Raw genomic sequence first — 14,512 nt, 5'->3', positions numbered from 1 at the left:
TACAATTCCCATTAAACTATAAATTATGACAATGAAATATTTAACCCTTATTTTATTTCTTGCCCTACTTGGTTGTAAAAATGTTCAGCCAGTCAATAAACAAAATGTTGAAAGTGCGATTACAAAAAATGCCAATCAGTTATTAAAAGATAAAAGATTTCATTCTGTTTCTATTGCAGTGTTTAAAGATGGAAAATCTACAATAAAACATTTTGGAGAATTAACTATTGGAAAAGGAAACAAACCAAACGATTCTACACTTTATGAATTAGCATCTGTAACTAAAACGTTTACAGGCTATATAGCCGCTAAAGCCGTACTTGATAAAAAAATAAATTTAGATGATGATATTAGAATCTATCTTGATGAAGCTTATCCAAATTTGGAATTTAAAGGTGAACCTATAAGAATCAAACATCTTATCACCCATACAAGCGGATTTCCTAATATGCCTCTAAAAAGCGAAAATAAAAAGGCTTTTTTCGAAGGATTAAAACTCATCAAAATTGAAACGAAACCTGGAGAACTTTATTCCTATTCAAACACAGCTCCAGAGTTGACAGCATATATTCTTGAAAAAGTATACCAAAAATCTTTTGAGGAATTGGTCATTGAATTTATTTTGAAACCAAATAAAATGAAACAAACTAAATTTACACTCAATGAAAATGATAGAAAAAGATTGGTAAAAGGATATAACGATAAAAACGAGTTAATGCCCAACTTCAACAGAACTTTATGGGGTGGAATTTCAGGATTGCACTCTACAACTACAGATTTAGTAAAATATATGAAATTGCAACTTGACCAATCAAATCTTATTGTAAACGAATCTCATAAAAAATTATATAAAGAAGGTTCTGATTTTTGGGAAGGCTATCATTGGTACATCATAAAAAACGATAATAAATTAGTGTATAGGCATCACGGAGGTATATATGGGATGCAAAACTGGTTTGTGATTTATCCCAAACAAAATATAGGAATATCCATATTGACAAACACCAGCTTTAATGAAACAGGAAAAATCTTAGAAAAAGTAGTTGATAACTTGTATGACGACATAAAAATAAACTAAAATAGACAGTAGTTTTTAATTTTACAATCATCCTTTGCCATAGAGAATTTAGTGACACATAATAGCGGATCACTCCTTAATCTGAATCTATTTATTATTACCAACTTAAAGTGGTGAAAATACCGCAAAAGATATGCAGGATACATTAGATGAAATATTTGAAAAAATAGAAAAAACAACTGATAATCTGCATAAATTATTAATTAATTCCAATCCAAAAAATATCCTGCAATACTATGATTCACTTCATAATATTACAGGATATTTCTTTGTTACCTGTTTAAAAAATTCAACATTACAGAATTCAACATAGAAATATTTTCATTAAAACAAGGTAATTAGTTGATAACGGGCTAATTTTTGATAAATAACTAAAAAAACTATATGAAATACAACGAAGCAGTACAACACAAAAAAGAATCTTTAAAAAATGCAGACGAGTCTGTATTAAAAGATTATCACATCATAATCACTCCATCCAAAACAGATGAAAGCCAAAAGCACATTGAAGCTTTTACAAAAAATCCTGAAAAATTTGACGATGAAAGCTGTAAAAAATTCTGTTCCAACGATGATTATGAAGTCGTAAGTTTCAGAAAAGAGGAAGAAAAAGAAAATTAAGACATCACATTTTAATTATTCTAAAACTAAATGATATTCTCATTTATTATCTAATTTTTAGGAATATAAAACATAATTAAATTATTCTTCAAATAATCATTAATGAAAATTTTTCTAAAAATTAGATTTAAATTTTCAAACATGTGGTATGTAAGCATAAATGGTTAAAAAAATAAATGTTTTTCGGATTTTTGTGAGTATTTTTGATGCAAGAGTAAACATAATTAATTATTGATTTTTCATTCCTATGATCTTAATTGTTGATGATAACCAAAACAATCTTTATTCATTAAAAAAATTATTAGAATCTAAAGATTTTCAGGTTGATATAGCCAGTTCCGGTGAAGAAGCATTGGGAAAAGCATTAAAAAATGATTACGCTTTGATTATCCTGGACGTGCAAATGCCCGACATGGATGGTTTCGAAGTTGCGGAAACATTAGCTGATTACAGCAAAACCAAAGAAATTCCTATCATATTCTTATCTGCCGTAAATACTGAAAAAAAATTCATTACCCGTGGATACGCTTCAGGCGGAAAAGATTATGTAACAAAACCTATAGATCCCGAAATTCTTTTATTGAAAGTAAAAACTTTCTACAATCTTCAGGAGCAGAATCTTGCGATGAAAAAAGCACAGCAAGGCCTGGAATTGGAAGTAAAAGGAAGAAGAGAATCTCAGGTCATTATGAAATCTCAGATCGATCATTTTCACCTGATGCTGGAATCTTTACCACAAATCGCTTTTACATTAAATGAAGACGGAATTGTAGATTTTGTCAACAGAAAATGGCATGAATATTCGGATTCTGAACACGAATTTCCCGAAACTCATTTCGACGATCACAATATCAAAGAAGAATTTGAGCGTTGCAAAAAGAAAGGTAAAGCTCTTGAATTGGAAGTCAGAATAAAAAACATAGAATCTGGAAACTATCGTTATCATTTACTGCGAGTTACACCCGTTCATGAAGAAAATACTATAAAGAATTGGGTCGGAACATTTACTGATATTGAGGATCAGAAAAAAGTTGAAAAAGAAAAAGACGAATTCCTAAGTATCGCCAGTCATGAGCTAAAAACGCCTCTGACAAGCATTAAAGCCTATGTTCAACTCTTAGATCGTAAGTTAAAATTAGATAAAGAAGGTGCAGAAGCTGGATTCATGGTTAAAGTTCAGGATCAAATAGAAAAGCTTAACACATTAATTACCGACTTGTTAGATGTTTCAAAAATTGAAAATGGGAAACTGAAAATCAACAGAAAATCTACCAATATTGGAAACGTCATCCAAAATGCAATTGACACGATATTGCAGACACACGAAGATCGTCAGGTAAAAATCGACTGGCACGGAATGAAACCCGATATCTTAATTCCTTTGGATGAAATCCGCATCGAACAGGTTTTGATCAATTTCCTAACCAACGCCATCAAATATTCTCCACAAAATAATCAGGTGATTGTTACGACTTTCGTTGACGAAGAAGAACAGGAAGTTAAAGTAAATATCACCGATTTCGGGATCGGAATTCCGGATTTTAAACAAGATGCCGTATTTCATAAATTTTACCGTGTAGAAGAATCTTCGCTACAGTTTCAGGGAATGGGAATCGGCCTGTTCATCTGTTCCGAGATCATCAAACAGCACCACGGAAACATCGGAGTATCAAGTAAAGTGGACGAAGGCTCTACATTTTATTTCACATTACCTTTAAATTAATTTTCATGCCGAAAAAAATCATAAGAAATCTTCAGTTTGGAGTTGGTTTATCTTTATTGATCTTAATTGCAAGTTCAATTGCCTCTTACATCAGCATTCAAAGACAGATGGAACATAGGGAAAGCTTATCCCAAAGCCGTCGTTCAATTACGGCTGTAAAAGACGTTCTAGTTGCTCTTCTTGATGCAGAAACGGGAAACAGAGGATATCAGTTAACGGGAAAAGAAAATTTCTTAGAACCTTACAAACGTAGTTTAGCAGATTATCCAAAAGCTTTCGAACGTGCAAAAGCATTAGATATTAAAGATAAAAATCAGCTTGAACGTTTGAAAATTTTACAGCAAAACGTCAACAGCAACATCAACAATCTAAAGCATTTTGTAGAAAACAGACGAAAAGGCATCGTAATGACCCAGCAGCAGGTTTTGATGAGCAAAACTTATATGGATAAGTGTCGCCAGATCGTTAAAGATTTTGTGCAATATGAAGAAAATCAGCTTGCTATAAAAAATAAAGATCTTAACCGTTCTTCAGATACAACGGTATTATTTATCCTGTTTTCTGCAATAGCAGCCGTTGTTGTTACTACATTTTTCTACATAAAATTACGTGCAGACCTTATCCGCAGAGACAAGCTTGAAAAGCAGTTGAAAGCTAAAGATCTGGAAATCAGCAGACGTGTAAGTGCCATTCAGCAAGTAGCGAACAGGGTTGCCAATGGTGATTACAGCCAAAAAGCTTCTGATACTTCCCAAGATGACCTTGGAGATTTGGTTGGATCTCTTAACAATATGACGGATTCTCTTAAAAAATCTTTCGACGAAATCAATAAAAGTGATTGGCGCCAGAAAGGTCTTGCTATTTTAAATGAATCTTTAGTAGGAAATAAATCCGTAAACGAAGTTTCAAAAAAATCTTTACATCAATTAATTGAATACGGAAATTGCATCAATGGTTCGTTATATCTTTTTGACGAGGGAGTATTAAAATTAAATACAGCTTTCGGATTGGAAGACAATATGAAAAAGACCTTTGAATTGGGAGAAGGAATGGTTGGACAAGCCTTTGTTAATGAAAAAACACAGGTTTATAATAATCTTCACGAAGAAGATTTTACAGTAACTTTTGCCAGCAGTAAAATTACAATCTACGGAATAATATTGTTGCCAATCTCAGCGGACGGGCATACAATCGGAGTTTTAGAATTAGGCTCAACATCTAATTTTGAAGACGAACGCGTAGATTATTTCTCAGAATGCAGCCGAAACATCGGAATTGCTTTAAGCGCTGCAAAAAGCCGTGAAAAAGAACAGCAATTATTGGAAGAAACTCAGGCTCAATCAGAAGAATTACAGGTTCAACATTCTGAATTGGAGAATCTTAACACAGAGTTAGAAGCTCAGACTCAAAAACTACAGGCTTCGGAAGAAGAATTGAAAGTTCAGCAGGAAGAACTGATGCAGGCAAATGCCGAATTGGAAGAACGTTCAAGATTATTGGAAGATAAAAATCACCTGATCGCCGAACGCAACAATGAAATTCAGAAAAAAGTAGAAGAACTCGCTTTAAGCACAAAATATAAGTCAGAATTTTTGGCGAATATGTCGCACGAACTTCGTACACCTTTGAATTCAATCCTGCTTCTCTCTCGTTTAATGGCTGAAAATCCTGATGAAAACCTAAATGAAGATCAAGTAGAATCAGCGAAAGTAATCCAAAGTTCAGGAAGCAGTTTATTAACCTTGATTGATGAAATTTTAGATCTTGCTAAAATCGAATCAGGTAAAATGACGTTGGAATATGAGGAAGTAATCATCGATGATATTCTAAAAGATTTAAAAAGTTTATTCAAACCAATTCTCCGTGAAAAAGGAATTGAATTTAATATCGAAATAGAAAATGATGTAGAAAAAGCTATTGAAACAGACCGTTTGCGTGTCGATCAAGTGATGAGAAATTTACTTTCAAATGCTACAAAATTTACAACAGAAGGAAGTATCAATTTAAATATCAAAAAAGATCCGAAGAACAACGATTTCATCATTTTCAGTGTAAAAGATACCGGAATCGGAATTGCAGAAGATAAACAGAAAATCATTTTTGAAGCCTTTCAGCAAGCAGACGGATCTACAAGAAGAAAATTTGGAGGAACAGGTTTAGGTCTGTCAATAAGCCGTGAAATCGCGAGATTATTAGGCGGTGAATTAATGCTTACAAGCAAAGTAAATGAAGGAAGTGAGTTTAGCTTAATCATTCCGATTAAAGCAATTTCTGAACCCATTCACCCTGAAACAGATCAACATTTAATGGAAACCATCCGTGAAGATGTTGAAGAAATTCAAAATATTCTGGAGGATGGCGAAGTTCAATATACACTTCCTGTCAATACCTTGGAAATTCCAGAAAACGTAGCTGATGACCGCGAAACCATTACTGAGGGCGACAAAGTTATTTTAATCGTTGAAGATGATATTAATTTTGCCAAAGCATTATTGAAATATGCCCGCTTGCAGGATTATAAAGGTATCGTTTCCGTAAGAGGAGATCATGCCTTATCTACTGCTATTCAGTATCATCCGGCGGCAATTTTGCTGGACGTTCAGTTGCCAGTAAAAGATGGATGGCAGGTTATGGACGAATTAAAATCAAATCCTCAGACGAAGCACATCCCGGTTCATATGATGTCTGTTTTGCATGTAAAAAAGGAAAGCCTGATGAAAGGAGCTATTGATTTCATTAATAAACCTGTGGCTTTGGACCAAATGACCGAAGTTTTCAGAAAGATTGAAGAAGCCCTAAAAAAATCTCCACAAAAGGTTTTAATCGTTGAAGAAAATGCGAAACATGCAAGTGCACTTTCCTACTATTTAAGCAACTTTAATATCTCATTATCAGTTGAAAACAACGTTGAAGATTGTGTTAAAGCTTTAACGGAAGGTAATTCAGACTGTGTTATTTTAGATATCGGAGCAGCGAAAGGAAATCAATACCAAATCATAGAATCAATCAAAAGCTATGAAGGGTTGGAAAATCTGCCGATCATTATTTTTACCGGACATAATTTAACCCAATCAGAAGAGCTTAAAATCAAGCAGTACGCTGATTCTATCGTTGTAAAAACGGCACATTCTTACCAAAGAATTCTAGATGAAGTCGGTTTGTTTTTGCATTTGGTTGAGGAAAAAAGCAATTCAGAAACCATTAAAAATAAAGTCTTAGGCTCATTAACGGAAGTTCTGAAAGGCAAAAAGATACTGATCACCGATGATGACGTTCGAAATATCTTTTCTCTAACAAAATCGTTGGAAAAATATAAAGTAGACGTAGTTTTAGCGATGGATGGCAAGCAGGCCTTAGAAAAGATGAAGGAAAATCCTGATATCGATGTTGTTTTGATGGATATGATGATGCCGGAAATGGATGGATATGAAACGATTAAAGAAATAAGAAAAATACCAGCACATATGCGTCTTCCGATTATTGCGATCACTGCAAAATCGATGATCGGTGACCGTGAAAAATGTATCGCTGCAGGTGCTTCAGATTATATCTCGAAACCTGTGGATATTGACCAATTGTTATCGTTGCTGCGTGTTTGGTTATATGAAAGTTAAACAGAATAAATTCTGATGAATAAGAAAATTTTAATTGTGGACGATGATCCACGTAATATATTTGCACTGAAACTGACCTTAAAGTCAAGAGGTTATCAGATTGAAAGCTCTACGATGGCTCAAGAAGCTATTCAGATCTTACAAAAAGATGACGGAATCAATGTGGTATTGATGGATATGATGATGCCCGAAATGGACGGATATGAAGCCATCAAAATCATTCGTAATACTCCATCAATCAGCAAAATAGATATTATTTCCGTGACTGCACAGGCGATGCCGGAAGACCGCCAGAAATGTCTGGATGCCGGCGCTCAGGATTATGTATCAAAACCGATTGATGTTGATCAACTGATAACTGCCATTGAAAAATTATCGTAAATGCTGGAACCAAGTATCGTAAAAGACGAAGAAGTAGAACATTTAATTAAAGATGTTTACGGCATGTACGGATACGATTTTTCCGAATATAGCAGAGCGTCTTTCAAGCGCAGAGTAAATCGCATCTGTCTTATTGAAAGATTTACAAGTTTTGCAGAATTGAGATATACTCTCATGAATGATCCGGAATATCTGAAGCGTTTTGTAGAAGAAATTACAGTGAATGTAACGGAAATGTTCCGTGATCCTGTATTTTTTAAAACATTAAGGGAAAAAATACTTCCCCAGTTAGGAACTTATCCGCTGATCAGAATCTGGGTTGCAGGTTGTTCCACGGGTGAAGAAGCGTATTCGATGGCGATTTTACTTAAAGAAGCGAATCTTTATCATAAATCATTGATCTACGGAACAGATCTTAATCCGTCAGTCTTGGAAACAGCCAGATCAGGCGTTTTCCCGTTACAACAAATGAAATTATATTCTGAAAATTACATGTTATCAGGCGGTAAAAAAGACTTTTCAGAGTATTATACAGCCAATTACGACAGCGTAAGATTTGATAAAAGTTTACAGGAAAAACTGATTTTATCTACTCATAATTTAGTTTCAGACAGTTCTTTTAACAGCTTTCAGTTGATTATCTGCCGAAATGTGTTGATCTATTTTGACCGAGGTTTACAGGAACGTGTTTTCCGTCTTTTTGATAACAGTTTGGAAAATTTGGGTTATTTGGCTTTAGGATCGAAAGAGACGCTGAGATTTTCTAATTTAGACAAATCTTATCATCAGGTTGAAGATCAAAAAATCTGGAAAAAACTGGATCATAATTAAATACATTGATTATGAAAAGCACAAATACAGAATTAATCGTTATCGGAGGATCTGCAGGCAGTTTGCAGGTCATTCTGGAAATGATAAAAAAATTAAATATTGAATTACAATTCTCAATCGTGCTCGTAGTTCACCGAAAGGCGCATTCTACAAGTATACTTCCTGTTTTGTTACAGCAGTTTTCATCAATGGAAGTCGTTGAAATTGAGGATAAAACAGAAATTAAAAACAATACATTATATATCGTTCCCGCAGATTATCATTTGTTGTTTGAAAATAAAAAAATGATGTCACTGGACAGTTCAGAAAAGATGAATTATTCGCGACCGTCCATTGATGTAACGTTTAAATCTGCTGCGGAAATTTACGGCGAAAATGTGATCGGAATTTTGCTGTCAGGAGCCAATGCAGACGGTGTTGAAGGTTTAGGATACATCAAAAAAAATGGTGGAAAAGTCTGGGTTCAGGATCCTGAAACGGCTGAAGTAAATTATATGCCGAAACATGCGGTTGATGAAGTTGATTATGATTTGATTATTACTCCAGAAAATCTGGCGAATTATATCAATCAATTATAAAAATTAAAAGAAAAAATTTAGGATTTAAATATAACTAATATGAGTAAAAAGAAAATTTTGATTTTCGATGATGATACCACTATTTTAGAGGTAATTACCATCATCTTTGAGGAGAATGGATATGAAGTCGAAATTTCAGAAACCTCTCATGATATTGTAGAAAAAGTAACAAAATTTCAGCCGGATGTTATTCTGATGGATAATTGGATTCCGAGAATCGGCGGTGTTGAAGCTACAAAACTTTTGAAAAGTCATGAAGAATTCAAGCATATTCCTGTCATTTATGTAACGGCGAACAATGATATCGTGGCTTTGGCCAAGGAAGCTCAGGCTGATGATTATGTTGGAAAACCATTTAATCTGGATGATCTGGAAGGAAAAGTGGCTAAATATTTAGATTAAAAAATCCTCTTCAAAACCACTCAATACAATAATAAAGTCCCTACTTATGAAGTGAGGGACTTTATTATTTTTTAGAGTTTTGCTATTTTAAGCTTCAGTTTTTGAGTCTGAACCTTTTAAATATTCTATTTCTTTCTTCAGATCGGTAATATTATAATTCATATGATTAAGGTTCAAAATAAGAGCCGTTAAAAACATTTTTATTCTTGGATTACTTATAATTTTATCTGAAAATGTAGGAACAATTATTCTCGTTTTTGAAACAATATTTTTAGCTAAAATATATTCGTTAAAGAGGTTTATTTCTAAATTAAAATTCTTTTTAATACTTAAAACTAGATATTCATAAACAAGATACTTATTTTCTGTGTGGTCGATCATCTTGTGAGTTTTTATACCATAGTATAAGTAATATCTATGCCATACTTGCTTTTATTATTTTTTTGTGAAAAGTATTTAATTATAGAATTTGTTTAAACTTTTTATTTTAACCACAAAAGCAACAAAAGATTAGCACCTTAGTATTTTAAAGTAACCAATGAACTACAAATAAGACCACATTAGCTTTAAAAATCTTTGATTTTTTATTCTTTTGAGAGCTTTTGTTTTCAAAACAGCTAAATTATAGATCATTCAATCATGGCTTTTGTATCTTTTGTGGTTAAAATAAAAAGTTTAAACAAATTTCATATTAAAATCTCTTTACTAAAAGGCATCTTCTTACTTCCAGCCACCGCCTAAAGCTGCGTAAAGATTCACTACAGCCTGAAGTTGCTGTAATTTATCTGTAACCGCACTTTGTCTCGCCGTTAAAAGACTCTGCTCCGAAGTAAGAACATCCGTATAATTGGTTGCACTTGTGTATTTTAATAATTCTTTTGTAAAATGAACTGCCTTTTCAAGATTTGCAATTTGCTCTTTGCGGGAAGAAGATTTTTCATCCACCATTTGGTATTGATACAGCGCATTAGAGACCTCCTGCCCTGCCGTAAGCAATACTTTGCTGTAATTATATTCTGCAGCCTCGTAATTGGCCTCTGCTACTTTTAGCTTTTGTTTATTAAGACCATTATTAAAAATCGGCTGCGTTAAACCTCCCACAATATTAGCAAGAAAAGCCCCCGCACTGAAAAAAGATTTCAACTGTGTCGCGTACAATCCTGCTTGTCCTGTAATTGTTAAGGCTGGGTAAAATGAAGTTTTAGCAACATTCACCTGCTCAAAATAAGATTGAAGCTGTAATTCGGCTTCTTTTACATCCGGTCTGTTGGAAAGCAATTCCAAAGGCAATCCAGCTGATAATTCACTGTAAGTCTGTTCATTAAAAAAGGAATCCCGTTTTATCGTTCCCGGCGTTCTTCCCAATAATAATGACAATGTATTTTCTGCCTGACGAATGTTGTTTTTTATATCCGGAACTGTAGATTTTACCGCAAAATAATTCGCGGCACTTTGTACTACTGCTGCACCTGTAACGACATCGCTGTTTTTCAAAACTTTCATTGTTTCGGTATCTTTTGAATAGACTTCTAAGGACTGATTAACAATATTCAACTGCTCATCATAAGCAAGCAACTGATAGTAAGTAACCGCAATATTAGCAACAAGCTGCGTCTGAACCGCCTGTCTGTAGGCATCACTCGCAAGATAACTTGCGTACATTGATCGTTTGGTACTTTTCAGCTTGCCCCAAATATCTGCCTGCCATGACGAAAGTGCATACAACTGATACACCTGCGAATTAGTTGCCTGATTATTAGCCGGATGATACGCTCCAGCCGAAGCATTCCCTGAAAGTGACGGTAAAAATGCCTGTTTACTTTGAACAAAATTGGCTTCTGCGGCTTTGAGATTGGCGGTTGCAGTTTTTAGATCTAAATTATTTTCAATCCCCTCAGAAATAAGCTGTTGCAATAAAGGATCTTTAAAAATTTCTTTCCAGGAAAGGACAGCCATACTTGTTTTGTCCGCTCCCTTAACCGAATCTCCATATAAATTGTCCGGAGCCGACTGTTTATTGGCATACGGTTTCGTGACATCACAACTGTAAAGCACTGCAGAACAAGCTGTAATATATAAAATTGATTTATATTTCTTTTTCAAATGTGTCATGCTTTTCACTGTAAGATTATTTTTTATCATCAACAATCAGTTCGTCGTTTTCGTCATATTTATTAGACTTGATTTTCTCCTGTAATCCTTGGAAAATCACATACAATCCGGGGATTACAAAGATTCCGAGCAAGGTTCCGAATAGCATTCCGCCAATCGAACCGATACCAATAGATCTGTTCCCGTTTGCTCCAACTCCTGTTGAAAACATTAAAGGCATCAAACCAAAAATAAAAGCCAACGACGTCATTAAAATTGGTCGGATTCTGATTTTTGCGCCTTCCAATGCGCTTTCTAATAATCCCATTCCTTCATGTCTTTTTTCAAGGGAAAATTCTACCATCAGAATGGCATTTTTAGCCAAAAGTCCAATCAGCATAATCATACAGATCTGAACGTAAATATTATTATCAATTCCAAATAATTTAGCAAAGACAAATATTCCGCTTAATCCAACCGGTAATGAAAGAATTACGGCTAAAGGAAGAATATAACTTTCATATAAAGCACTTAACAAAAAATATACAAAACAAAGACTCAATAAAAATATGATACTCGCCTGAGAACCCGAACTTTGCTCTTCTTTACTCATTCCGCTGTATTCAAAACTGTAACCCGGCGGTAAAACCTGTGCTGCTACTTCGTTGATAGCTTCCATAGATTGCCCCGTACTGTATCCGTTATTTGGTGAACCGTTGATGGAAATTGCATTATACATGTTGAATCGGGATATAGATGAAGGGCCAAATACTTTTTTCATCGTAACATATTCTGAAATAGGACTCATTGTTCCGCTTGCGGTGCGAATTTTAATATTATTCATCTGTTCAATCGTTCCTCTATAAGGATTATCAGCCTGAAGAATAATCTGATACTGCTGTCCGAATTCTGTAAAATTGCTCACATACGAACTTCCATAATATACATTCATCAGATTTAAAATTTCTGACGGTTGTATTCCGTTATCTTCACATTTAGCGATATTAATATCTACTTCATATTGTGGGAAATTAGGATTAAATGAGGTTGCAGCATATTGAATTTCAGGTCTTTTGGTAAGAGCAGCCAGGAAATTTTGTGAGACAGCATAGAAATCGCTGATACTGTGCCCGCCTCTGTCTTCGATCTGAAAAGTAAAACCTCCACTCGTTCCAAAACCACTGATTGTAGGCTGTTGCATGAAATTAATAGAAGCTCCACGGATATTTTTTGTTTTCTCCGTAAGTTGCTGAATAATATCTTTATCGGTAATTCCGGGACGTTCGCTCCATGGAATGAGTCGTAAAATCAACATTCCGTAAGAACTTCCGCTTCCTCCCAATTGATTCTGACCTAGTGTTGTCATCGTAGCCTTTACCTGAGGAATCGTATGAGCAATACTATCGATCTGTTTATTAATGAGCTGTACTCTCTCTTTTGTAGACGCAGCGGGCAGCGTTACATTCACGAAAACAGTTCCCATATCTTCTGCAGGAACAAAACTGGATGCCACACTTTTTATCGTAAAATAAAAGAGACCTCCAAAAGCAATGACAATAATTGCCGTGAGCCATTTCCTTTTCATTAAAAAACTGACAGCATCTGTATATTTATGAATTACTTTTTCATAGTTTGAATTAAATCCATTTTTAATTTTCTGGAAAAATCCTTTTTTAGCTCCTTCCTCTTCATGTTTTGGAGCCCGTAAAAACATGGCTGCCAAGGCCGGACTTAATGTTAATGCATTCACTGCCGAAATCATAATCGCAATCGCTAATGTAATCCCAAATTGCTGATAAAATACTCCTGCAGAGCCTCCCAAAAAAGTAACAGGAAGAAATACGGAAGCCATAACAAGGGTGATAGAGACGATTGCAGGTGCAATTTCTCCCATCGCATCAATGGCAGCTTTACGTGGAGACGTATAGCCGTTTTCCAGCTTACTGTGAACTGCTTCTACAACAACTACGGCATCATCCACCACAATACCAATCGCCAATACCAAAGCAAATAACGTCAATAAATTAAGGCTATATCCAAATAAATACAGAAAGAAAAATGTCCCAATAATAGACACCGGAACCGAAACTCCATGAATAATCGTAGACCGAACGTCCTGTAAAAAGATTAATATTACTAAAAATACCAATAAAAAACATTCGACAAGAGTATGAAGTACCTTGGAAATACTTTCATTTAAAAAATTATTGATATTTACCAACTCCAACATTTTAATGCCGGATGGAAAATTTTTCGAAGCATCTGCCATTACTTTTTGAGCGCCCAAAATTACTTCCTGCGCATTAGAACCTGGGGTCTGACTGATAGAAATAGCGACTCCGGGTTTACCATTAATAGAAGTTGCACTTGTGTAAGTCTGAGTTCCAAGATCGATTCGGGCAATATCTTTTAGGTATAAATATTGTCCGTTTCCAATGGATTTAACAATCACTTTTTGAAACTGATCCAACGAAACCAACGTCCCGGAATACGTAAGATCATACTGAAAAGCCTGTCCCATATTATCACCGATCTTGCCGGGAGCCGCATTGAAACTCTGAGCATTTAATGCAGTAGTAACATCTGAAGGAACCAAACCATAAGCTGCCATTTTATCAGGCTGTAACCAAATACGCATCGCATAGGTCATCGCTCCCCCAAAAACATTGGCTCCACCGACTCCTTTTGCTCTTTGTAACTGTGGAACAATATTTATTGCAGCATAGTTTTGTAAAAATTTCTGATCATATTGCGCCCGATCACTGAATAATCCAACAATCAAAACGTTACTGCTCTGTTGTTTTCTTACCGTTACACCAGCCTGTGTTACGGCTTGCGGAAGTTTAGACAATACGGTACTTATTCTGTTCTGAACATCTACTGCAGCCTGATTTGGGTCTACACCTACCGAAAAATAGACACTTATACTTGCAGAACCTGTATTACTTGCCGAGGAAGTCATGTAACTCATGCCCTCTACTCCGTTTATTTGCTGTTCTAATGGATAAACTACACTGTTAATCAACGTCGTTGTATTCGCTCCGGGATACGAAGCCGAAACCTGAATTGTTGGTGGGGCAATATTCGGATACTGTGCTACAGGTAAACTACTAATTCCCAAAATACCCAATACCATAATGATTACAGAAATTACTGTACTCAATACCGGTCTTCTTATAAATAATTTTAGCAT

The 14,512-nt window shown here is 34.8% G+C and carries 12 protein-coding genes; 9 read left to right on the top strand and 3 right to left on the bottom strand.

What is annotated here, in order from left to right; translation table 11 throughout:
- Positions 1 to 31 precede the first annotated feature (31 nt).
- From SB689_RS00820 to SB689_RS00780, 9 genes are all read left to right on the top strand, one after another.
- Entirely contained in the window at positions 32 to 1,078 is a 1,047-nt protein-coding gene (locus tag SB689_RS00820) for a serine hydrolase domain-containing protein (RefSeq protein WP_410690199.1), read from the top strand.
- A gap of 133 nt (positions 1,079 to 1,211) precedes the next feature.
- A complete protein-coding gene (locus SB689_RS00815; protein WP_410690198.1) occupies positions 1,212 to 1,391 on the top strand; it encodes a hypothetical protein in 180 nt (59 codons plus the stop codon).
- Between the two features lie 71 nt (positions 1,392 to 1,462).
- Positions 1,463 to 1,699, top strand: coding sequence for a hypothetical protein (locus SB689_RS00810; RefSeq protein WP_410690197.1), 237 nt, complete (start codon positions 1,463 to 1,465; stop codon positions 1,697 to 1,699).
- Between the two features lie 247 nt (positions 1,700 to 1,946).
- Positions 1,947 to 3,422, top strand: a complete 1,476-nt coding sequence (locus tag SB689_RS00805) for a response regulator (RefSeq protein WP_410690196.1) — start codon at positions 1,947 to 1,949, stop codon at positions 3,420 to 3,422.
- Between the two features lie 5 nt (positions 3,423 to 3,427).
- Complete coding sequence (locus tag SB689_RS00800; protein ID WP_410690195.1) at positions 3,428 to 7,036, top strand: response regulator; 3,609 nt, start codon at positions 3,428 to 3,430, stop codon at positions 7,034 to 7,036.
- A gap of 15 nt (positions 7,037 to 7,051) precedes the next feature.
- Positions 7,052 to 7,417 carry a response regulator gene (locus SB689_RS00795; RefSeq protein ID WP_410690194.1) on the top strand — a complete coding sequence of 122 codons (366 nt, stop codon included), beginning with the start codon at positions 7,052 to 7,054 and terminating at the stop codon, positions 7,415 to 7,417.
- Positions 7,418 to 8,248, top strand: coding sequence for a CheR family methyltransferase (locus tag SB689_RS00790; RefSeq protein WP_410690193.1), 831 nt, complete (start codon positions 7,418 to 7,420; stop codon positions 8,246 to 8,248). It begins immediately after the preceding gene.
- 11 nt (positions 8,249 to 8,259) lie between these two features.
- Positions 8,260 to 8,826 carry a chemotaxis protein CheB gene (locus tag SB689_RS00785; RefSeq protein ID WP_410690192.1) on the top strand — a complete coding sequence of 189 codons (567 nt, stop codon included), beginning with the start codon at positions 8,260 to 8,262 and terminating at the stop codon, positions 8,824 to 8,826.
- Between the two features lie 39 nt (positions 8,827 to 8,865).
- On the top strand, positions 8,866 to 9,228 hold the full coding sequence (locus SB689_RS00780; protein ID WP_410690191.1) for a response regulator: 363 nt from the start codon (positions 8,866 to 8,868) through the stop codon (positions 9,226 to 9,228).
- An 87-nt stretch (positions 9,229 to 9,315) separates the two neighbouring features.
- On the opposite strand, the gene SB689_RS00775 is transcribed toward SB689_RS00780, so the two are convergent.
- The 3 genes from SB689_RS00775 to SB689_RS00765 form a co-directional block, all read right to left on the bottom strand.
- Positions 9,316 to 9,609 carry a hypothetical protein gene (locus SB689_RS00775; RefSeq protein WP_410690190.1) on the bottom strand — a complete coding sequence of 98 codons (294 nt, stop codon included), beginning with the start codon at positions 9,607 to 9,609 and terminating at the stop codon, positions 9,316 to 9,318.
- Positions 9,610 to 9,948: 339 nt separating this feature from the next.
- Complete coding sequence (locus SB689_RS00770) at positions 9,949 to 11,370, bottom strand: efflux transporter outer membrane subunit (protein WP_410690189.1); 1,422 nt, start codon at positions 11,368 to 11,370, stop codon at positions 9,949 to 9,951.
- Positions 11,357 to 14,512, bottom strand: a complete 3,156-nt coding sequence (locus SB689_RS00765) for an efflux RND transporter permease subunit (protein ID WP_410690188.1) — start codon at positions 14,510 to 14,512, stop codon at positions 11,357 to 11,359. Before SB689_RS00765 ends, SB689_RS00770 begins: the two co-directional genes overlap by 14 nt.

Source organism: Chryseobacterium sp. SIMBA_038, from assembly GCF_046535115.1.
Classification (GTDB): domain Bacteria; phylum Bacteroidota; class Bacteroidia; order Flavobacteriales; family Weeksellaceae; genus Chryseobacterium.
Note: the sequence above shows the minus strand (reverse complement) of the source record. Positions and strands in the feature narration are given on the sequence as shown.

Excerpts from the sequence above, each read along its gene's own strand:
- SB689_RS00820 (WP_410690199.1), top strand. The coding sequence starts at position 32 with ATGAAATATTTAACCCTTATTTTATTTCTTGCCCTACTTGGTTGTAAA.
- SB689_RS00815 (WP_410690198.1), top strand. The coding sequence starts at position 1,212 with ATGCAGGATACATTAGATGAAATATTTGAAAAAATAGAAAAAACAACT.
- SB689_RS00810 (WP_410690197.1), top strand. The coding sequence starts at position 1,463 with ATGAAATACAACGAAGCAGTACAACACAAAAAAGAATCTTTAAAAAAT.
- SB689_RS00805 (WP_410690196.1), top strand. The coding sequence starts at position 1,947 with ATGATCTTAATTGTTGATGATAACCAAAACAATCTTTATTCATTAAAA.
- SB689_RS00800 (WP_410690195.1), top strand. The coding sequence starts at position 3,428 with ATGCCGAAAAAAATCATAAGAAATCTTCAGTTTGGAGTTGGTTTATCT.
- SB689_RS00795 (WP_410690194.1), top strand. The coding sequence starts at position 7,052 with ATGAATAAGAAAATTTTAATTGTGGACGATGATCCACGTAATATATTT.
- SB689_RS00790 (WP_410690193.1), top strand. The coding sequence starts at position 7,418 with ATGCTGGAACCAAGTATCGTAAAAGACGAAGAAGTAGAACATTTAATT.
- SB689_RS00785 (WP_410690192.1), top strand. The coding sequence starts at position 8,260 with ATGAAAAGCACAAATACAGAATTAATCGTTATCGGAGGATCTGCAGGC.
- SB689_RS00780 (WP_410690191.1), top strand. The coding sequence starts at position 8,866 with ATGAGTAAAAAGAAAATTTTGATTTTCGATGATGATACCACTATTTTA.
- SB689_RS00775 (WP_410690190.1), bottom strand. The coding sequence starts at position 9,609 with ATGATCGACCACACAGAAAATAAGTATCTTGTTTATGAATATCTAGTT.
- SB689_RS00770 (WP_410690189.1), bottom strand. The coding sequence starts at position 11,370 with ATGATAAAAAATAATCTTACAGTGAAAAGCATGACACATTTGAAAAAG.
- SB689_RS00765 (WP_410690188.1), bottom strand. The coding sequence starts at position 14,512 with ATGCTAAAATTATTTATAAGAAGACCGGTATTGAGTACAGTAATTTCT.